Origin of the sequence: Chitinophaga sp. CCNWYY40 (assembly GCF_037483205.1) — a bacterium.
GTDB classification, from domain to species: Bacteria; Bacteroidota; Bacteroidia; order Chitinophagales; family Chitinophagaceae; genus Chitinophaga; species Chitinophaga ginsengisegetis.
This window is the reverse complement of record NZ_JBBHLF010000004.1, coordinates 736,979-757,069: the sequence shown is the minus strand read 5'-3', so window position 1 is coordinate 757,069 and position 20,091 is coordinate 736,979. Positions and strand designations below refer to the sequence as shown.

Annotated in this window: 14 protein-coding genes; 5 read left to right on the top strand and 9 right to left on the bottom strand. The window is 44.8% G+C overall.

Annotated features, from left to right (window positions below):
- Window positions 1–68: 68 nt before the first annotated feature.
- Complete coding sequence (locus V7S65_RS17765) at window positions 69–194, bottom strand: hypothetical protein (protein ID WP_310219649.1); 126 nt, start codon at window positions 192–194, stop codon at window positions 69–71.
- Window positions 195–305: 111 nt separating this feature from the next.
- On the opposite strand from V7S65_RS17765, the gene htpG reads away from it, so the two are divergent.
- Window positions 306–2,135: a molecular chaperone HtpG gene (gene htpG / locus V7S65_RS17760; RefSeq protein WP_079469407.1), complete on the top strand. Its 1,830-nt coding sequence runs from the start codon at window positions 306–308 to the stop codon at window positions 2,133–2,135.
- A 238-nt stretch (window positions 2,136–2,373) separates the two neighbouring features.
- Window positions 2,374–3,075, top strand: a complete 702-nt coding sequence (locus tag V7S65_RS17755; protein ID WP_336387444.1) for a carboxylesterase family protein — start codon at window positions 2,374–2,376, stop codon at window positions 3,073–3,075.
- Window positions 3,076–3,089: 14 nt separating this feature from the next.
- Here the strand turns inward: V7S65_RS17755 and recJ are convergent, their stop codons facing one another.
- Window positions 3,090–4,802, bottom strand: coding sequence for a single-stranded-DNA-specific exonuclease RecJ (gene recJ, locus V7S65_RS17750; protein ID WP_079469405.1), 1,713 nt, complete (start codon window positions 4,800–4,802; stop codon window positions 3,090–3,092).
- A 63-nt stretch (window positions 4,803–4,865) separates the two neighbouring features.
- On the bottom strand, window positions 4,866–5,831 hold the full coding sequence (locus tag V7S65_RS17745; RefSeq protein WP_079469404.1) for a polyprenyl synthetase family protein: 966 nt from the start codon (window positions 5,829–5,831) through the stop codon (window positions 4,866–4,868).
- Between the two features lie 314 nt (window positions 5,832–6,145).
- On the opposite strand from V7S65_RS17745, the gene V7S65_RS17740 reads away from it, so the two are divergent.
- The 3 genes from V7S65_RS17740 (at window position 6,146) to V7S65_RS17730 (ending at window position 11,744) form a co-directional block, all read left to right on the top strand.
- Complete coding sequence (locus V7S65_RS17740) at window positions 6,146–7,696, top strand: OmpA family protein (protein ID WP_111576740.1); 1,551 nt, start codon at window positions 6,146–6,148, stop codon at window positions 7,694–7,696.
- Between the two features lie 157 nt (window positions 7,697–7,853).
- Window positions 7,854–9,806, top strand: a complete 1,953-nt coding sequence (locus tag V7S65_RS17735; protein ID WP_079469402.1) for a KUP/HAK/KT family potassium transporter — start codon at window positions 7,854–7,856, stop codon at window positions 9,804–9,806.
- A gap of 180 nt (window positions 9,807–9,986) precedes the next feature.
- Complete coding sequence (locus tag V7S65_RS17730) at window positions 9,987–11,744, top strand: DUF4091 domain-containing protein (protein WP_111576739.1); 1,758 nt, start codon at window positions 9,987–9,989, stop codon at window positions 11,742–11,744.
- Between the two features lie 83 nt (window positions 11,745–11,827).
- On the opposite strand, the gene ftsZ is transcribed toward V7S65_RS17730, so the two are convergent.
- The 6 genes from ftsZ to V7S65_RS17700 all read right to left on the bottom strand — a co-directional run bounded on the left by ftsZ (window position 11,828) and on the right by V7S65_RS17700 (window position 20,047).
- Window positions 11,828–13,660 (bottom strand): cell division protein FtsZ, encoded by a 1,833-nt coding sequence (gene ftsZ / locus V7S65_RS17725; protein WP_336387443.1) that lies wholly within the window; start codon window positions 13,658–13,660, stop codon window positions 11,828–11,830.
- Between the two features lie 175 nt (window positions 13,661–13,835).
- Window positions 13,836–15,239 (bottom strand): cell division protein FtsA, encoded by a 1,404-nt coding sequence (ftsA, locus tag V7S65_RS17720; protein ID WP_079469400.1) that lies wholly within the window; start codon window positions 15,237–15,239, stop codon window positions 13,836–13,838.
- On the bottom strand, window positions 15,236–16,318 hold the full coding sequence (locus tag V7S65_RS17715) for a cell division protein FtsQ/DivIB (RefSeq protein WP_143313550.1): 1,083 nt from the start codon (window positions 16,316–16,318) through the stop codon (window positions 15,236–15,238). Before V7S65_RS17715 ends, ftsA begins: the two co-directional genes overlap by 4 nt.
- An 11-nt stretch (window positions 16,319–16,329) precedes the next feature.
- On the bottom strand, window positions 16,330–17,697 hold the full coding sequence (gene murC, locus V7S65_RS17710; protein WP_336387442.1) for a UDP-N-acetylmuramate--L-alanine ligase: 1,368 nt from the start codon (window positions 17,695–17,697) through the stop codon (window positions 16,330–16,332).
- Window positions 17,698–17,720: 23 nt separating this feature from the next.
- Window positions 17,721–18,812 carry an undecaprenyldiphospho-muramoylpentapeptide beta-N-acetylglucosaminyltransferase gene (gene murG, locus V7S65_RS17705; protein WP_336387441.1) on the bottom strand — a complete coding sequence of 364 codons (1,092 nt, stop codon included), beginning with the start codon at window positions 18,810–18,812 and terminating at the stop codon, window positions 17,721–17,723.
- 38 nt (window positions 18,813–18,850) lie between these two features.
- Window positions 18,851–20,047: an FtsW/RodA/SpoVE family cell cycle protein gene (locus V7S65_RS17700; RefSeq protein WP_310007573.1), complete on the bottom strand. Its 1,197-nt coding sequence runs from the start codon at window positions 20,045–20,047 to the stop codon at window positions 18,851–18,853.
- Window positions 20,048–20,091: the final 44 nt, after the last annotated feature.

The window sequence follows — 20,091 nt, the reverse complement described above, 5'->3', positions numbered from 1 at the left end:
ATTGGGGAATCAGATTTCGGTGCAATAAATCTACTGAATAAACCGTTTCGCCGGATTTTTTAATATGATTATTTTGTTAATTTGAAGGGAATGTAATATGGTTTTATTTTCTTATCCGTTTTAAATATTTCTTTCTCTGCCCTTTTTTCCGGGTTAAATACGATGGTGGATAAGCCCAGGTAGCGTATATTCACAGCCTCAATATTTATATTTTATATTTTTTTAACTTGTGTCTTGTCATCTTGTCAGCCTAAACCCTGCTGGCACACACTTTGAAAAAGTTTACCAAAAAAATCAGATAATCAATGCAAAAAGGTGCAATACGTGTTCAGACAGAGAACATATTTCCAATTATCAAGAAGTTCCTGTATTCAGATCATGAAATTTTTATCCGCGAACTGGTAAGTAATGCCGTGGATGCTACCCAGAAATTGAAAACCCTGGCCAGTGTGGGAGAGTTTAAAGGAGAACTGGGAGACATTGCTATTGATGTGAGAGTTGATAAGGAAAAGAAAACCATCACCATTGCAGATCATGGTATCGGTATGACTGCGGAAGAAGTGGATAAATATATTAACCAGGTAGCCTTTTCTGGTGCAGAAGAATTTCTGAAAAAATATAAAGGACAGGAAAACGGTACCAATATCATTGGTCATTTTGGTCTGGGCTTTTATTCTTCCTTTATGGTAAGCAGCCAGGTGGAAATCTTCTCAAAATCGTGGAAAGAAGAAGCTCCCGCTGTGCGCTGGGAATGCGACGGAAGCCCTGAGTATGAACTGGAAGAGATCAGTAAGGCAGACAGGGGAACTGAAATTGTAATGCACATCAACGAGGAAAGCGAAGAATTCCTGGAAGATGGACGTATCCGCACCATCCTCGAAAAGTTCTGTAAATTCCTGCCTGTTCCGGTAACTTTTGAAGGCACACAGATTAATAACACCAATCCTGCCTGGACAAAGAAACCAAGCGAGTTAACCACCGAAGATTACCAGAATTTCTACAAAGAATTATATCCATTTGCAGAACCTCCTTTATTCTGGATTCACCTCAATGTAGATTATCCTTTTAATCTCACCGGTATCCTTTATTTTCCGAAGATTAACAAGAGCTACGAGATGCAGAAAGACAAGATCAATCTGTATTCCAACCAGGTATATGTAACGGATGAAGTGAAGGACATTGTTCCGGAATTCCTGATGTTGCTGCATGGTGTGATCGATAGCCCGGATATTCCGCTGAATGTTAGCCGCAGCTATCTGCAGGGCGATCCTAACGTGAAAAAGATCAATGCTCACATCACCAAAAAAGTAGCGGATAAGCTGGATGAAATATTCCGCAACGACCGCGCTTCCTTCGAAGATAAATGGGATTCCATCGGACTGTTTGTGAAGTATGGTATGATGACCGACGACAAGTTCATGGAGAAAGCCAACAAATTCCTGATAATGGAAGATGTGGCAGGTGGTAAATTTTATACACAGGAAGAATACCGCACAGCTGCCGCTGCCCTGCAAACCAATAAGGAGCAGAAACTGGTGATATTATATGCCACCAACCCGGTGCAGCAGGACAGCTACGTGCAGGCCGCAAAAAATAAAGGCTTCCTGGTAGTAAAGATGGAAACAATGGTGGATGCCGCATTCATCAACAACATGGAAATCAAATGGGATAATGTTTCCTTTACCCGCGTGGATGCTGATATCGCTGATAACCTGATTGATAAAGAAGAAAATACCACGACCGTATTATCTGAAGAACAGGAAGGTACCTTGAAAGAACTCTTTGGCGCCCAGGTAACACAACCTAATATCAAAGTAGAAATGAAAGGACTCAGCGCAGAAGCGCAACCGGTAATTGTAACCCGTCCGGAGCTGATGCGTCGTATGAAAGACATGGCAGCTATGGGCGGCGGCGGAATGAACTGGTATGCGAATATGCCCGATGAAATAAATATGACCATCAACGCTAATCATCCGGTGTACACGCAAATACTGAAGGAAGGAGATAACACATTGCAACAGAAGCAGATAAAGAATCTGGCAGACCTGGCGCTGTTGTCCCAGAACCTGTTGACAGGCGCGGATCTTACGGCATTTGTGAACAGAAGCGTGGAACTGATGGGCGAAAAAAAATAATGGCATTGCACAATAAATAAAATGACGGTGTTTATTCTTTTAGTCTTTTATTTGCAAAACACGGAATAGAAGAACCGAAAAGAAAAATATTGTAAAACCTGTCCCCCGGCATATTGCCGGGGGACTTTTAGTTTGTAGTAGTTATATGAAAAAAAGAGCAATTAAAATTTTGTGCCATGTCTTTGTGTTGAGTACGCTCGCATTTTTTTCCTGTTCAAAAACAGAAACAGCTAACCCTGTGCCAACGAATCCTCCGGGAGATACTGTGCCGGTGACGCCGCCCCGGGGAGATACTTTTCCTCCGCAACAAGTTGGTATCACTACTCAGAAAATAGATACCAAAGGAGGCAATATCAGCAATTATGTGCTTTATATCCCGGACGGATATAACGAGAAGAAAGACTACAAATGGCCCATCGTGATATTTCTTCATGGAGTAGGGGAAATGGGGAATAATATTGATGTGATAAAGAACGTAGGACTGGTAAAAGTGGCGGCAGGGAAACCATTTGTAATAATCGCGCCGCAGTGCCTGAGCGGATGGTGGAATCCACAGTACCTCGAGATACTCTATAAAGAAGTGATCAGCAAATACCATGTAGATCCTAAGAGAGTATATCTTACCGGTCTGAGTATGGGTGGTTATGGAACGTGGGACTGGAGTTCTGCACACCCCGAAAGATTTGCTGCCATTGTTCCTATCAGTGGTGGTGGAGATGTAAACAGGATGAAGAATCTGAAAACCATGCCTATTTGGGTTTTCCATTCAGCAGACGATCCTACCGTAAATGTGGAGAATTCACGTGTCCTGGTAAAGCAATTGAGAGCGTTGGGGAATAATGTGCAGTATACAGAGTATCCCAACGGTGGTCACGATGCCTGGACAAGGACTTACGCGAACCAGGATGTATATACCTGGCTGCTGAAGCAGCATTTGTAACCGTTTTATAAAAGCTATCGGACTGCTGCTGTTCTGATATCAATTACTTTCAGCTGGAGAGAAGTTTGCCCGTTCCATTCATTTTCATCCAGGGTAAATACCATATCGAAGGGCTTTTTGTCTGCTATCAGCGGAAATTTCTCCGCCATGTAGAAGCCAATTCCGGACATAGTGGGACCATATCTCCCCTGTTTCACAGAGAATTTAATGTGGTCATCTTTTACAATCTTCGAATAACCGTTGTCAACAAGATTTTTAGCAAGAAAAACAGGGCGTAGGTTGTCTGGTCCCAGGGGCTCGAATTGCCGTAGAATATTATAAAACGCAGTTGTGATTTCCGTGAAATGGATTTCGGTATCTATTACTATTTCCGGCACCAGTTGATCCGGGTGGATGGTTCGTGCTACCACTTCTTCAAAGCGTTCCTGGAACGCCTTTACATTTTCTGTTTTCATGGTCATCCCCGCTGCATAAAAATGACCTCCGTAGTTTTCGAGAAGATCTTTACACTGGTGGATGGCTTCGTATACATTGAATCCCATCACGGAACGGGCGGAGCCGGCTACTTTGTCATTCGATTGGGTAAGAATGATAGTAGGACGGTAGTAATATTTATCGATTAGCCGGGAAGCCACAATACCAACCACACCTTTATGCCAGTGGGCCTGGTAAAGTACGGTCGATTTTCTGCGGGCAATATCCACATCATTTTGAAGCAGTACAATGGCCTCCTGGGTAATGGTACTGTCGATTTCTTTTCTGTCGAAATTGTCGGCGTGCAGCACGGCTGCGATGGCAGCGGCTTTTTCCACATCATTTTCGATGAAGAGGTTCACTGCTTTGCGGGCATCGTCCATCCTGCCGGCGGCGTTTACCCGTGGGGCAATCACAAATACAAGGTTGGCAATGGTTAGTTTTTCCTTCAGTGCGCTGAGCGTGATCAGCGCTTTGATACCCGGCAGCGGATCTTCATTTACTTTTATAAGACCGTGAAAGGCCAGTATCCTGTTTTCGCCGGTCATCGGAACGATGTCGGCTGCAATACTGGTAGCCACCAGGTCCAGGAATTTATTGGCTTCCGATTGGGGAAGACCCCGTTTTTGCGCAAAGGCGCAGATCAGTTTGTAACCAATTCCGCAGCCGCTCAGTTCTTTATAAGGATAGGGGCAGTCGTGTTGTTTGGGATTCAGGATCGCCACGGCGGGAGGCAGTATTGCATCCGGCAAATGATGGTCGCAGATTATAAAGTCGATACCCCATTCCTTTGCAGTGGTAATATGTTCGATAGACTTAATGCCGCAGTCGAGCGCAATGATCAGGCTGAAATCGTTATCCCTGGCGTATTCAATGCCCTGCATGGAAATACCGTAACCTTCGCGGTAGCGGTGGGGGATATAAAATTCGATATTGGTGTAAAGTTTTTGCAGAAAAGCGTACACCGTCGCCACTGCGGTAGTGCCGTCTACATCGTAATCTCCGTAGATCAGTATTTTTTCATGCTGGAAAAAAGCCAGTTCAATCCTGGAAATGGCCTTGTCCATGTCCTTCATTTTCCAGGGATCGTGAAGGTCTTCCAGTGTAGGGCGAAAAAATTGCCGGGCAGCCTCATAGTTGGTTACATTGCGTTGTACCAGTAACCGGCATAACAGCGGATGTATGCGTAATGATGACTGTAGTAACTGTTCCTGATTTGGTTGATATGCCTTTACTGTCCAGCGTTTTTGCATTATTATATTTTAAAGGCTTAAGCTTTTCGCTTCTTCCGCATATTACATTATTTTTTATTCTTACTAAAATGTTCTGTCGGTTGTGAATCGCACCAGGGATTCTAACCCGTTTCTGACAGCGTTTTCAGGGAATTTATTCAGGATGGTAAGGGCTTCATCCCTGTATTCAAACATTTTTTGCCGGGTATAGTCAATGCCTCCGGATGCTTTTACAAGCCGGATGACTTCTTCTACGCGGTCCTTTTCTGTATTATGGTTTTTAACTATATTAATAATCTTTCTTCTTACTTCAGTGGAAGCATGTTCCAGGGTATAGATAAGCGGAAGGGTCATTTTTTTCTCGCGTATGTCGATTCCGGTTGGTTTACCGATTTTGGCGGAGCCATAATCGAAGAGGTCATCTTTAATTTGAAAGGCGATGCCCACTTTTTCGCCGAAAAGGCGCATTTGTTCGGTAGTATGATCGTCGTTGCTGCTGCTCCATGCGCCGGCGGCGCAGGCGGAAGCCAGTAATGAAGCGGTTTTGCGGCGGATAATTTCAAAGTAAATATCTTCCTTGATATTCAGCTTACGGGTTTTTTCGATCTGCAGCAGTTCTCCTTCACTCATTTCTTTTACAGCTTCTGATAATATCTGTAAAGTTCGGAAATCATTATTGTTAAGGGACAGCAGCAGTCCTTTTGAAAGGAGGTAGTCGCCAACAAGTACAGCTATTTTATTTTTCCAGAGGGCATTAATAGAAAACAGGCCACGGCGTTCGTTGGCGTCATCCACCACATCGTCATGTACCAGGGTGGCGGTATGCAGCAGCTCTACCAGTGCGGCTGCCCGGTATGTACTTTCCTGGATATTGTCACTGAAAAGTTTTGCGGATAATAAAACAAACATGGGCCTGATCTGCTTTCCCTTGCGCTTCACAATATAATGCATGATCCTGTCCAATAACGGCACATGACTTTTTACTGAATCTGCGAACTTACTTTCAAAATCCTGTAATTCTTTACCTATCAGGTGTTTAATATCGTCCATGTATTAAATAAAAAAGGATTGCTAAGCTAGCTTTTATAAATCACATTTTAACATTTTGGCCTTTAATTTGTATATGGAGTATAACATTCCTTTAACACGAGTTAAGGAATCCTTTAACACAAGGTATACAGATCTTTAACTTAACTGGAATTAAGGTATATAAATACTTTCATTTAAGCTCTAATTTTGAAGGACTTATCAATGAAAATAATATTGCAAGAAAAATTTGTATATTCATTTATGATATTTACCTTTGCTAGGTAAAAAACGGGTTATTAGTAAATTTTTAACAGTTTTTAATAAAAAAAACAATTATGGCAAGCAAAAAGTACTTATTACTGGCAGGCGCTGTGGGTTTACTATCAGCATCTACTAGTTTTGCACAGGTTCAACCAACCGGCTACGATGCTCTGGATAGCTCCAAAGTGTCTAGCAAGCGTATGGTACAACAAAATAACTTCACGAACCACCAATCAAATTTCCCGGCTAAACCGAGAGATATGTGGGAACTGGGTTTTAGTGGTGGTTTACACCTGATCAGCGGAACTATTCCTCCTCAACCAGGTTTTGGTGGCGGTATCTCCCTGAGAAAAGCATTGGGACATACTTTCTCCCTGAGAGCTGAGTACATCGGTTCCATTGATAAGGGTCAGGACTACAAACTGCGTCCAAATATGCCAGCAGGTGGTATCAACCCTTGGGCAAAAACAGCCGCTTTAAATGGTGGTATGATTGTTCCTAACTACAAATCCCAGAACCATCAGCTCTCTTTGGATGTGATTGCTTCCCTGAGCAACATCCTGTTCTACAGAGCTGAACCTAAGGTTAACTGGTATTTACTCGCTGGTTACTCTATCGTAATGGCTGACGTTGACGTTGATGCATTGGATGCAAACGGAAATGGCTACAACTATTCCGGTATTGACTTTGGTGCAAAACGCAGTGATATCAGAAAACAGATCAAAGATCTGAGAGATGATAAATACGAGCAAAATGCTCCTTCTCAGGGTAACAGAATTTCCATTGGTCGTAACGATGACAACCAATTACTCCGTCACGCACTGGATGTAGGTACTGGTGTTGCGTTTAAAGTTTCTAAACGCTTCAACATCGGTATTGAAGAGAAAGTTACCATGCCATTTGACGCATACCTGGATGGATATCCTGCTCCCGGTGGTTCTTCCAAAGATTTCTACTCTTACACCAGCTTACGTCTGAACTTCAACCTGGGTAACCCAGCTAAACGTGTACAGCCATTATGGTGGATCAACCCACTGGAATACGCTTACAGCGAGCTGAGCAGCCCACGTCACATGAAGCTTCCAGCTCCGGTTCTGCCTGATGCTGACGGCGATGGCGTAACTGACCAATTCGATCGCGAACCTAACACCCCAGCAGGTGCACCAGTGGATGTTCACGGTGTTGCTAAAGATACTGACGGTGACGGTGTTCCTGATTACAAAGACAAACAACTGATCACTCCTACTTACTGCCAGCCAGTTGATGCTGATGGTGTTGGTAAATGCCCAGATCCAGAATGCTGCAAGAATCCTCCAGTTGCGCCTTGCGCAAGCCTGGTTCTGCCTAGCGTTTCTTTCAAAGGCAGCTCTACCAAAATTGGTAATGATCAGGAAGCTATCCTCGCTTCTGTTGCAGCTTCCCTGAAATCTAACCCTTCCTGCAACGTACTGGTTACCGGTCACGCAGGTGCTAAAGGTAAGAAAGGTGGTGTTGACCTGAGCAGCCGTCGTGTTGATTCAGTAATCGACTACCTGGCTGACAAACAAGGTATCGACCGCGGTCGTTTCATCAAACAAAACACTCCTGGTGAGTCTGGCACTGTTGATTTAGCTCCTGCTAACTAATCAGTATCACTCATTAAGATGATAACTTAAAAAAAGTCCTCTCCCGTTCATTCGGGAGAGGACTTTTTTTTGAAGCAAACACTCCTGTACGAAATATTGTTGAAGTGTCAATTATTACCCCTAATTTTGGAGGCTTTTTTAATAAACTTATTATTACGTGGGAATTAACATCAACAGGGTATCCCTGGCAGGCCTGGTAGTAGCTCTTGGCATTATCTACGGCGATATCGGAACATCTCCACTCTATGTTTTCAAAGCCATCGTAGGAGGAAATCCCATCAGCGACCTGCTGGTGATCGGAGGTATTTCCTGTATCATCTGGACACTAACTCTTCAAACTACCGTTAAATACGTTATTCTCACCCTACGGGCTGATAATAAGGGGGAAGGTGGGATCTTTTCACTCTATGCACTCGTGAGACGCCACGCCAGATGGACCGTAATTTTTGGTATGATCGGCGGCGCTGCCCTGCTCGCAGATGGTATCATCACCCCACCCATCACTGTTACCTCTGCCATCGAAGGTCTCAGGACCCTGGAAGTCTTTAAGGACCTGGGCCAGATGACTATCGTGAAAATAGTACTCACTATTATTACAGGGCTCTTTGTTATGCAACAGTTCGGTACCGTTTCCATCGGCCGGATGTTTGGACCCATTATGGTGCTGTGGTTTTCTATGCTGGGCATCCTCGGTATTTCACATGTAGCGGATGATTTGAGCATTTTCAAAGCCTTTAGCCCCCATTATGCCATTGAACTCTTAACTACTTATCCAAAAGGATTCCTGATCCTGGGAGCTGTGTTCCTTTGTACTACAGGTGCGGAAGCCCTGTATTCTGATCTCGGTCACTGCGGTAAAGGTAATATCCGGGTGTCCTGGATCTTTGTTAAAACCTGTCTTATTCTGAACTACCTGGGACAAGGCGCCTGGTTACTCACCCAAAAAGGTCAGATCCTGCCCAAAGATCAGAACCCGTTCTTTACCATTATGCCGGAATGGTTCATCATCTTCGGCGTATTAATTGCCACACTGGCTTCCGTAATTGCCAGCCAGGCACTGATATCCGGCTCCTTTACCCTCATCGCAGAAGCCATGCGGCTTAACCTGTGGCCCAAAATGCGGGTAAATTACCCCACAGAAGAAAGGGGACAGCTCTATATCCCCGGCATCAATACCATGCTGTTTGTGGGTTGCGTTTCCATTGTGCTGATTTTCCAGGAATCGTCGAATATGGAGGCGGCTTATGGCTTATCCATCACCATCTGTATGCTCATGACCTCCTGCCTCTTTGCATTCTACCTTTATACAAAGCGGGTATGGGTAGGCTGGATACTGTTATATCTCATCGTTTATTTTACCATAGAATTCTCGTTCCTCTTCGCTAACGTGATTAAGTTCATGCATGGCGGTTACGTAACAGTTATTGTGGCCGGCGCCCTCTTCCTGGTGATGATTGTATGGTTCAAATCGCGTAAGATCAAGAACCGTTACGTGGAATTTGTGCGACTGGAAGATTATCTGCCTATCATACAGGAGCTGAGCAATGATACCTCCATTCCCAAATACGCCACCCACCTGGTGTATATGAGCAGTGCCGATAATCCGAAAGAAATAGAACATAAGATCATCTATTCAATTCTTAATAAAAAACCCAAACGGGCAGATATATACTGGTTTGTACATGTAGATGTGGTAGATGAACCTTACCTGAGCGAATACTCTGTGCAAACAATCATTCCAAATGAAGTGATACGTGTGGAATTCCGCCTCGGCTTCAAAGTGGAACAACGCATTAACCTTATGTTCAGAATGGTAGTGGAAGATATGGTTCGTAACAAGGAAGTAAATATTACAAGCCGCTATGAATCGCTGAGTAAGAATAATGTGGTAGGCGACTTCCAGTTCATCGTTATGGAGAAATTCCTGTCGCACGACAACGACCTGCCTTTATATGAGAGAATGGTGATGAAGATGTATTTCTTCCTGAAAAAGATCAGTTTGTCGGAAGAAAGGGGCTTTGGACTGGATTCCAGCTATGTAACCATCGAGAAATATCCACTGGTGGTAGCACCGGTCACCAATCTGCAGCTGAAGCGGATTGTACATTGATATACATCTTTAACAAGAAAAGCCGGATCATACACGATCCGGCTTTTCTGTTTTATATATAACCGGTCATCCTCTTAAAAGGAAAAAATCCACTTTTTTTATAGATATTGAGGTTTCCGGATTACGGTGATGAGTGAGCAAATCACGTTATTCTAATATCTGAAAACGCTAAATTTTAGTATGGTGAACAAATTTTTTGGCGTGCTGGTAATGCTGGCACTGCAACAAAACGTATGGGCGCAAATATCTCCTGCCGCTGGCTACAGGGACCTGCCCGATCCCAAACCCGTTAATAAAGCTTCCTGGGCGGCTGTTAATGACACCAGGCTTCACGTTGCATTCGGTACTGCAGATACCCGTTATGAAAAAAGAAATGCACCTGATAACAGCGGTTTAACGCCTGCCTGGGAAACGAAAGCCTGGAAAGGTGAAAAGGTCCATACACAACTGGTGATATGGTCTGCCGCTGCACAACGGGAAGTCAGTATCCAGGCATCCGCATTACAAGACGGTAAAGGCAATAAAATTGCAGCTTCGGCAGTGACCACCGGCTTTGTGAGATATGTACTCACAGATGGTTTGAATAAAGACGGTGGTGGCTGCGGGTACCGTAATCCGAAAGATTTTGACTCTTCGCTCGTGGCAGATGGTATTGATATCATCAGTAAAAGCACCATTGCCGCCAGTACTACCCAGCCGGTATGGCTAAGCGTTCAGGTGCCGGCGAATACACCAGCCGGTACATATAAAGGCGCGGTGAGTGTGAAATCCGGTACTACCGCAGTGGACATGCCTTTTGAAGTAACTGTGCTGGATCATACCCTGCCTGCTCCGAAAGACTGGCAATTTCACCTTGATCTGTGGCAAAGTCCTTATGCAATAGCACGCGTATATGGCGTAAAACCCTGGAGTAATGCGCACTTCGAAGCCATGAAGCCTTACATGAAAATGCTGGCAAATGCGGGTCAGAAAGTGATCACGGCCACTATTATTTATGATCCCTGGAACAGCCAGACCGAGGACATCTACGGCACAATGGTAAAATGGACCAGGAAGAAAAATGGCAGCTGGGCATACGACTACAGCATCTTTGATAAATGGGTGCAGTTTATGATGGATCAGGGTATCCGGAAGGAAATCAATTGCTATAGCATGATTCCATGGAACCTGAAGTTTTATTATTATGATGAGGCAGCTGCAAAAGATACTTTCATTGTTGCGAAGCCTGGTTCCGCGGAATATACAAAGCACTGGCAGCCTATGCTGACTGATTTTGTAAAACACCTGAAGGCAAAGGGTTGGTTTAATATTACAGCTATCGCTATGGATGAAAGACCAATGGAAGACATGCTGCAAACCCTGAAAGTGATCCGTAGTGCGAGTAACGACTTCAAATTATCGCTGGCAGGCAGTTATCACGAACCACTGGCCAATGAAATACACGACTACTGTATTGCATTGAGAGAAGCTTTCCCGGCAAACATTATGAAAACCCGTTTAGAGAAAGGGCTGCCGACTACTTTTTACACCTGCTGCACAGAAGGATTCCCGAATACCTTTACTTTTTCGCCGCCGGCAGAATCAGCCTTTATGGGCTGGCATGCTGCGAACAAAGGATATAACGGGTATTTGCGCTGGGCTTTCAACTGCTGGGTAGCTGATCCGCTGCATGATTCGCGTTTCCGTACCTGGTCGGCAGGAGACACGTATTTCGTATATCCGGGACCGAGATCTTCTATCCGTTATGAGAGATTGATAGAAGGGATACAGGATTATGAAAAGATAAGAATACTGCGGGAAGCATTTGCAAAAAGCGGTAACGCCGCGGGCCTGAGTAAGCTGGACAATTTATTAAAGCCTTTCGAGGAAGAAACGCTGAAAACCACGCCGGCCGCACAAATACTGAATGCAGCCAAACAGGAATTAAACGGGTTCTGATTGAACAATGGCATCATAAAAAAATCCTCCGGGGAACCGGAGGATTTTTTTTAACACAACTAAAAAACAATCAAATGTGTTCATCAATCGGGCTTTTTCCCATCTAAAAAGGTATTGATCGTATTGATTTCTGTATGATTATTAGGACCCTGATCACCACTCACCGTGTAGTTGGAGTAGAAGTGTTCAGCAGAGCCGGCGCCATTATCCAGGTTCACATTTCTGCGCAGGTAAGCAGGTACGTTTTCCAGTTCTGCGTTATTGTCCATGTTCTTCACATTGAAACTGATGCTGCGTAATTTGGCTACTCTTTCTGCCTGTTTGCGTTTCTGTTCTTCCAGATCTTCGTAAGCCTGTTGCATAGGCACTTCCGGAGGAGCAGGAGGTACGTTTACCGCACTTTCTTCTTCCTCTTTGTATACCATTTTCATTTCGGGAGCAGGTGTACCTGGTTCCACGTAAATATGTGCAGGTCTGTTCAAATATCCTCCGGCTGCGTTACCAGTTTGCGGCTGAATGATATTTACACCAGGCTGTTGTGTATGTGCAGGCGGTATTTGCTGAACAGGTTGCGGCATTGGCTGTTGTTGCATTTGCTGCATCTGTTGCTGTTGCGCCTGTTGAATTTGTTGTTGTATCTGCTGCGGGTCAGGTTGTTGTGGCTGTGCAGGTGGTACCTGTTGTATGTTCAGCACATAGTTTTGACGCGCAGGAGCAATAGGCGCCTGTTGTTGAGGCTGTGGCGGTGTGTAAGCCATTACGGGCTCAGGATGACTTACTACAGGTTCCATCAGGCGTGGGGCCATCAGGTCTTGTGGCTCCTGGAATAAGGTGCCTTGTGCCTGTTGTACACTCATCTTTTTTTCATCACCATCTTTACCTAACTGCATTACAATTTTAGGTTCTACGCGCTCCGGGTTGGAGGGTGTGATTTTCTGCTGTGTAATGGGTTTCTGTTCAAAACCGGTAGCAATGATGGTTACGCCCAGTTGCCTGTCCAGTGTTTGATCGTAGCCCACACCGAGGATCACGTCGCAATCTTCACCAGCCTGGCTTTGTACATATGCCTGGATGATATCCATTTCATCGAGGGTGTGTTCAAATTCACCTTCAGAAGAAGAGATATTGATGAGGATCCATTTTGCACCGCGTATATCGTTGTCGTTCAGCAGCGGGGAAGTTAATGCATCTTCGATAGCCCTTTGTGCGCGGTTTTCGCCTTCAGCCAGTGCAGCACCGAGGATCGCCACGCCACCGTTACGCATAACGGTACAAACGTCGGCAAAATCCACGTTAATCTGACCGGTAGAATTGATTACATCGGTAATACATTTGGCGGCCGTAGCCAGCACGTTATCTGCTTTTTCGAAGGCAGCCTTGAACTTCAGATCGCCGAATTTCTGACGTAATTTATCATTGGAGATAATCAGCAGGGTATCTACATACTCTTTCAGACGACTAACGCCTTCATCAGCCTGCAGCATTCTCTTTTTACCTTCGTAAGAAAACGGAGTGGTAACAATACCAACAGTCAGAATACCAAGTTCCTTACATATTTTGGCGATAATAGGAGCGCCACCGGTTCCGGTGCCACCGCCCATACCGGCAGTAATGAAGGCCATTTTGGTATTCACCTCCAGTATTTTTTTGATTTCTTCAAAGGATTCTTCCGTCGCCTGTTTCCCGATCTCAGGATTTGCACCGGCGCCAAGTCCCTGTGTCAGGTGCGGGCCCAACTGTATTTTATTGGGAACAGGGCTATTGGCAATAGCTTGTGCATCGGTATTGCAAATAATGAAATTTACCCCTTCAATGCGCTGGCTATACATATGATTCACCGCATTACTTCCACCGCCACCGATACCGATGACTTTGATGATAGAAGATTTTTCCTTAGGAAGATCAAAATGTATCATGACTCTATACTTTTATGGGTTAGTACGAATAATTAATAATGAACTATTAAGAATTAAGTGCGTATATGCTTGTATGTTATTACTATGGTTCATTTGTCCTGTCATTATTAATTATCGTTCTTAATTCTTATTATATTAAACGTTTGCTTTTTGCAACAATTGCGCCATTTAACTTTTAAAGTTTAGCATCTTCTTCTTCCGTGAACATGTCAATGATTTTTGTTTTCATTTTGTCCAGGAAGTTTTTCAATGAGGCGTTTCTTTCTTTTGCTTTCCGGTCCTGTATTTCCTGACTGCTGGGGGTTTCTTCTTCTATCCAGTCTTCGGGTGGAGCCACCGACTGAGCAGCCTGTTCTTTGGCCAGATAGCTGGTATTAATTTTTACATAATTTTCTTCCAGTGCTTTACGATCATTTTCAAAATCGTTGTAGCCTTTCAGGATCAGGCCCACGCAGGTAGCATACATAGGTTTGGTTAATTCATCTATGTGGCCGCTTGCGAGGTGCTCGTTGGGGAATCCTATACGGGCGCTTGCACCGGTGGTGTATTCTGTCAGCTGTATGAGATGTTTCAGTTGGGATCCGCCACCAGTAAGGATGATACCGCCATTCAGCATTTTATTATCCATACCGATCTGCTTGAGATGATATACCACGAAATCGAGTATTTCACTCATGCGCGCCTGGATGATGTGTGCCAGGTTCTTCACGGAGATCTCTTTGGGGCTCTGACCTCTTAATCCGGGGATCGTGATATAGGCATTTGTTTTGGCTTCATCCGCCAGGGCGTAACCGAACTGTACTTTCATCTGTTCTGCCTGTGTTTTCAATACACCCAGGCCGTTCTTGATGTCGTTGGTAATGTTTTCACCACCGTACGGAATAACGGCCGTGTGTTTCAATATACCTTCATAAAATACTGCCAGGTCGGTGGTACCACCACCAATATCCACAATGGCTACACCTGCTTCAAAATCCATATCGCACATAACCGCTGCAGCAGAAGCCAGTGGCTGGAGTACCAGGTCGCGTATTTTAAGACCGGATTTTTCCACGCTGCGGTTAATGTTACGGATGGCGTTTTTGTCGCCGGTAATAATATGGAAGTTCGCACCCACCTTTACCCCGGACATACCGATCGGGTAAGTAATGTTCTGCAGACTGTCCACTATATATTGCTGCGGAATCACATCGATGATCTGATCACTCGCGGGAATAACTGTTTTGTACTGATCGTTGATCAGCTGGTCAATATCTTTCTGGGATATTTCCGCATCAGTGTCATTGCGTACAATATCTCCACGGGTTTGCAAACTTTTTATATGGTGACCGGCTATACCAACATATACCTCGTTAATTTCCAGGTTGGGGTTGGACGCATAACAATTCTCGAGTGCTTGCCTGATAGCTTTAATGGTTTGGTCAATGTTCAGCACCATACCGTGCTGTACACCAAACGATGTAGCTTTTCCGAATCCCAGGATTTCCAGTTTCCCGTATTCATTCTTCCGTCCTGCAATGGCAGCAATCTTCGTAGTACCAATGTCGAGTCCTACAATGATGGGAGCTTCCTGATTCATGGCGTTTTTTGTTTTTTTGATGTGTTAACAGATTTATTCCCTGGCTTATACACTGCTTTAGGTTGTTGTTTGGCCGGCGCAGCTGCTTTTGCTTTCTTCACCTTTTCTTTCTGCGGTTTAGCCTTTTCTTTCGCTGCGTGTACCGGTTTTGCCACCGGTTTGGCAGGTTCGGTATGTACCGGCTTTGCTATTGCCGGTGCTGCCGTTGTTGAATCTTCGCTGTCCGCTATCGGCGGTTCATCTGCATCGGCCAGTTTCAAACTATCCGTTTTGATTACTGGTTGCAATGGAACAACGCCGTCCTTACGGGTACACACCACTTCGTTTTCAAATGCGATGTTGATGCGTGTATAATTATTCCAGCCTACTTTGTTCAATCCTTCCTTATAAAAAGCCAGCAGTTTGGTGAATTTTTTTTCTATGTCTATACCTTCTCCGAATGCAATCACCTGGTCTCCCAGTTTCGGTATGAACTCAAACCTGCGGTCATCCGTGATCATGAGTTGCTCTACCTGCGCCATCCAGAAAGGATCATTACCAATGTAAATACCCATGTCCACGATTTGCGCCGCTAACAGGCTGTCGGGTTTCTGCAGCTTTTCCGCATCCGTAGGAAAGCCTGTGAACACGGGCACCCTGGCTGCATAACGACTGGATACCGGTATATGTTCGCCAGCGCCGTCGAGGTAAAAACTGTTACCGGAAAAAGTAAATACCCTCGCCACCGGTTCGCGTTGTGTTACTTTGATGTTCAGCTGCTGGCCGTTATCAAAATAGATCTCTGCATTTTTTACCCAGGGATCCTGGTCTACAACGGATTCCAGCTCTGCGATATTGATATCGGCAATACTTTTACCGATCGGGTTCAGATTTTTATCTTTCGTGATCAAAGATTTTATATCCTTTGATTCAATAAAAAAGTTATCATCTTTCCCTTCAAATTTTACCTGTATACTTTTACATTTACCGGCATCCTTGTCCTGTATAGCCGCCACCAGCAATACTACAAAGCCTGTGAGCACCATTCCCCAGAGAACGGCAACACCCAGTCGCTTTAATATTGTGGTAGTTTTAGACAAGCTTTTTATTTTTAATGTTGTGTTATTTTGTTTTTAAGAAGATGAGCCACCGGTTCTTTTAACTGGTCGATATCTCCCGCTCCGGCCGTGATTAATAATGGTACGTCCTGTTTGCCCAGGTATTCCACTACTTCTTCTTTCGGTAAAATCTTTACAGGTACTGTTATTTTATCTGCAATCATTTCGCTGGTAACTCCTGCTATCGGCAACTCGCGCGCCGGATAGATAGGCAGCAGTATCACCTCGTCCGCCAGGGAAAGGCTTTCTGCAAAGCCATCCGCGAGGTCGCGCGTGCGGGTAAATAAGTGCGGCTGAAAAATAACGGTGCATTTTTTTCCTGGAAACAACGCTTTCGCACTGGTGATCAATGCGCGCAATTCTTCCGGATGGTGTGCATAATCATCGATATATACCTGCTGATCTGTTTTTACCACATATTCAAATCTCCGTTTGATCCCTTTGAAACTGGCAATGGCAGCACGGATCTTGCCGGCATCTATTCCCAGCAGATGTGCTACCGTGATAGCAGCAACTGCGTTTTCCACGTTGTGCATACCGCCAATGTGCATCGCGATATTATCGATCATCCAGTCCTGCTGCATTACATCAAACTCGTATCCGCCGTTGATCATGCGGATGTTGGCAGCGTAAGCATTGGCAGCATCGTTTTGTAAACTGTACAACAACTTGTTTGTTGCATTAAGCTCTTTATTGCGATGCAGGCCGAACCTGGCAATCAGCGTGCCATTTGGCTTAATATTGTGCGTGTACTCAATAAAAGCATCTTCCATTGCTTCCGGAGTGCCGTAAATATCCAGGTGATCTGCATCCATGGCAGTCAGCACCGCGATATCCGGACTTAATTTCAGGAAAGAACGGTCATATTCATCTGCTTCAATTACTGCTACGGACTTATCGCTGCTCCAGAAATTTTTATTATAGTTCACGCTGATACCACCCAGGAAAGCGTTACAACCGTAACCACTGTCGGTGAGCAGGTGAGCGATCATGGTGGAAACGGTGGTTTTACCATGTGTGCCTGCCACGGTGATGGCAAACAGGGAACGGGTAATTTCCTGCAGCACATCACTGCGCTTTACTACTTCGTAACCGTTATCGCGCAACCACTGCAACTCTGTATGGGTAGCCGGAATGGCCGGCGTGTACACCACCAGGTTGGCGGTTTTGTCGATTAAATTAATATCGTCTGTATAATGGATTTGCATACCTTCTGCTTCCAGCTGCTTTGTGAGCGCTGTGGAGGTACGGTCATAACCGCTTACCTGCACGCCTTTCTCATTGAAGAAGCGTGCAATGGCGCTCATGCCAATACCACCGATGCCGATGAAATAAACCCTTTGTATGTTGTTCAAATCCATATATTCTTCTAAAAAAATCTCTTTTAAATAATTCCTAATACCTGGTTGGCAATAGTTACATCTGCATGTGGATTACCCAGTTTGCCGATATTGCTTTCCAGTTGTTCCATCAGCGCTTTGTTTTGCAAAAGGCTGAACAGCACAGTGCCCAGTTGTGATTGTACCTGGTCGTCTTTAATGATCAGGCCCGCCTGTTTGTTTACCAGGTTCATGGCGTTGGATGTTTGATGATCTTCTGCCGCAAACGGGTAAGGCACAAATATCACCGGCTTTTTCACCACACACAATTCCGCGATCGCCAGTGCGCCGGCCCTTGATAACACTACATCTGCCGCTTTATAGGCAAAGTCCATCACGTTGATGAAGTCGTATACTTTAATATGCGATCCATACGGTGCAGCAACAGCTTTCGCTGTTTCATAATAAGGCTTCCCTGTTTGCCAGATCAGCTGTATATCCCTGTCCACTATTTCTCTTAACAGTGGTTGTAATCCTTCGTTGATAGACTTAGCTCCCAAACTGCCTCCTACGGCGAAAATGGTTTGCTTTGCTGTACTCAGTCCGAAATGCTGCAACGCATCTTCCCGTGTTACAGCCGACTGCGAAATACTGTTCCTCACAGGATTGCCGGTCATTACCAGTTTTTCGGACAGAAAAAATTTCTCCATACCATCGTATGCCACACAGATCTTTTTCGCTTTCCTGCCCAGTATTTTATTCGTTTTCCCCGCAAAGGAATTTTGTTCCTGTATCAGGGTAGGGATACCGTTTTTCTGCGCCCTGTTCAGCATCGGGAAACTCGCATATCCGCCTACACCCACTACCACATCAGGCTGAAAGCCTTGCAGGATGGCCTTTGCACGACGCAGGCTTTTCAATATTTTAAACGGTAGCAGGATATTTTTGAAAATATTACTGCGATTAAAACCGGCTATTTCCAGTCCTTCGATCGGATAACCCGCCTGCGGTACCTTCTCCATTTCCATTTTTCCGGTGGCGCCCACAAAAAGGATGTTGATGTCCGGCTCTATTTTTTTCAACGCATTTGCGATCGCTATCGCCGGGAAGATGTGTCCCCCGGTACCGCCGCCTGCTATGATCACTTTGCGTTGCATGTTTTATTCCTGATTACAATTATTGTTATAAATACGTATTAAGCGACTGCAGCGTTTTCTGATTGCGCAATAACTCTTTCCAAACGCTCTTTTTCTGCCTGTTTACCTTCCATCTCTTCCACGTTTCGCGATACACTTAATATAATTCCGATGGCCATACTGGTAAATAACACAGAGGAACCACCCATACTTACCAAAGGAAGCGGCAGCCCTGTAACCGGGAACAGCTGTACGTTTACCGCCATATTGGTTAATGCCTGTATTACCAGTGTTACACTGAGTCCTACTGCCAGGAATGCACCGAAAGCATAAGGACATCTTTTATAGATCCGGATACTTCTCAATAATAAAATCATATAAGCTGCCAGTATCAGGAAGGCGCCAAACATGCCATATTCTTCTATAATAGTGGCATAGATATAATCGGAATAGGCGTGTGGCAGGAAGTTACGTTGTGTACTGTTGCCGGGGCCTTTTCCTAAAATACCACCACCAGCGATGGCGATGTTGGCCTGTTGCACCTGGTAAGGCGTTTCTGTATGATCACCGTGAATGAAGTTGTCGATACGTTTTTCCCATGTTTTTGTACGCATCTCCATGCCGGTTAATTTGGCTATTCCAAAGAGCAGCACTACCATTACAGCGCCTACTGCCACCATAGACGCCAGGAACCTGATGGGCACCCTGCCTATAAAGCAAAGGAGCATACAGCTGGCGCCCAGCAAAAGGGCGGTACTCATATTGGCAGGCATGATCAGTGCGCAGATGATGCCAACCGGTATAATGATGGGCAAAAATCCTTTTTTGAAATCGTTGATCAGGTTCTGCCGTCTTGATAATTGCCTGCTTACATACATGAATATGGCGAGTTTCGCCACATCGGATGTTTGAAAAGTAAGGTTAATGATCGGCAGCTTGATCCACCTGCTGGCTTCATTGATATTGGAACCAAAGGCCAGTGTATACATCAGCAATGGTATGGATACAAGGAATCCTATTTGTGCCACGCGTGAATAAATAGTATAGTTTACGCGGTGCGCAAAATAGATGATCAGCAGCCCCATCACCAGTACCGTGAGCTGCTTCAGGAGATAGTACTCCGTATGGCCGCCCCTTTCCCGGTAAGCGAGTGAGCCGGTAGCGCTATATACAGCAAGCAGGCTTACCAGCGATAGAAAAAGTACTACCGTCCAGATAACCTTGTCGCCTTTTGTTCTATAGAGCAATCCCATCATTAATTGCGTTTTGCTTTCATTTATTTTTTAAGATGTAACCCTTT

Excerpts from the sequence above, each read along its gene's own strand:
- murC (WP_336387442.1), bottom strand. The coding sequence starts at position 17,697 with ATGGATTTGAACAACATACAAAGGGTTTATTTCATCGGCATCGGTGGT.
- ftsZ (WP_336387443.1), bottom strand. The coding sequence starts at position 13,660 with ATGATACATTTTGATCTTCCTAAGGAAAAATCTTCTATCATCAAAGTC.
- murG (WP_336387441.1), bottom strand. The coding sequence starts at position 18,812 with ATGCAACGCAAAGTGATCATAGCAGGCGGCGGTACCGGGGGACACATC.
- htpG (WP_079469407.1), top strand. The coding sequence starts at position 306 with ATGCAAAAAGGTGCAATACGTGTTCAGACAGAGAACATATTTCCAATT.
- ftsA (WP_079469400.1), bottom strand. The coding sequence starts at position 15,239 with ATGAATCAGGAAGCTCCCATCATTGTAGGACTCGACATTGGTACTACG.
- V7S65_RS17745 (WP_079469404.1), bottom strand. The coding sequence starts at position 5,831 with ATGGACGATATTAAACACCTGATAGGTAAAGAATTACAGGATTTTGAA.
- V7S65_RS17730 (WP_111576739.1), top strand. The coding sequence starts at position 9,987 with ATGGTGAACAAATTTTTTGGCGTGCTGGTAATGCTGGCACTGCAACAA.
- recJ (WP_079469405.1), bottom strand. The coding sequence starts at position 4,802 with ATGCAAAAACGCTGGACAGTAAAGGCATATCAACCAAATCAGGAACAG.
- V7S65_RS17740 (WP_111576740.1), top strand. The coding sequence starts at position 6,146 with ATGGCAAGCAAAAAGTACTTATTACTGGCAGGCGCTGTGGGTTTACTA.
- V7S65_RS17700 (WP_310007573.1), bottom strand. The coding sequence starts at position 20,047 with ATGATGGGATTGCTCTATAGAACAAAAGGCGACAAGGTTATCTGGACG.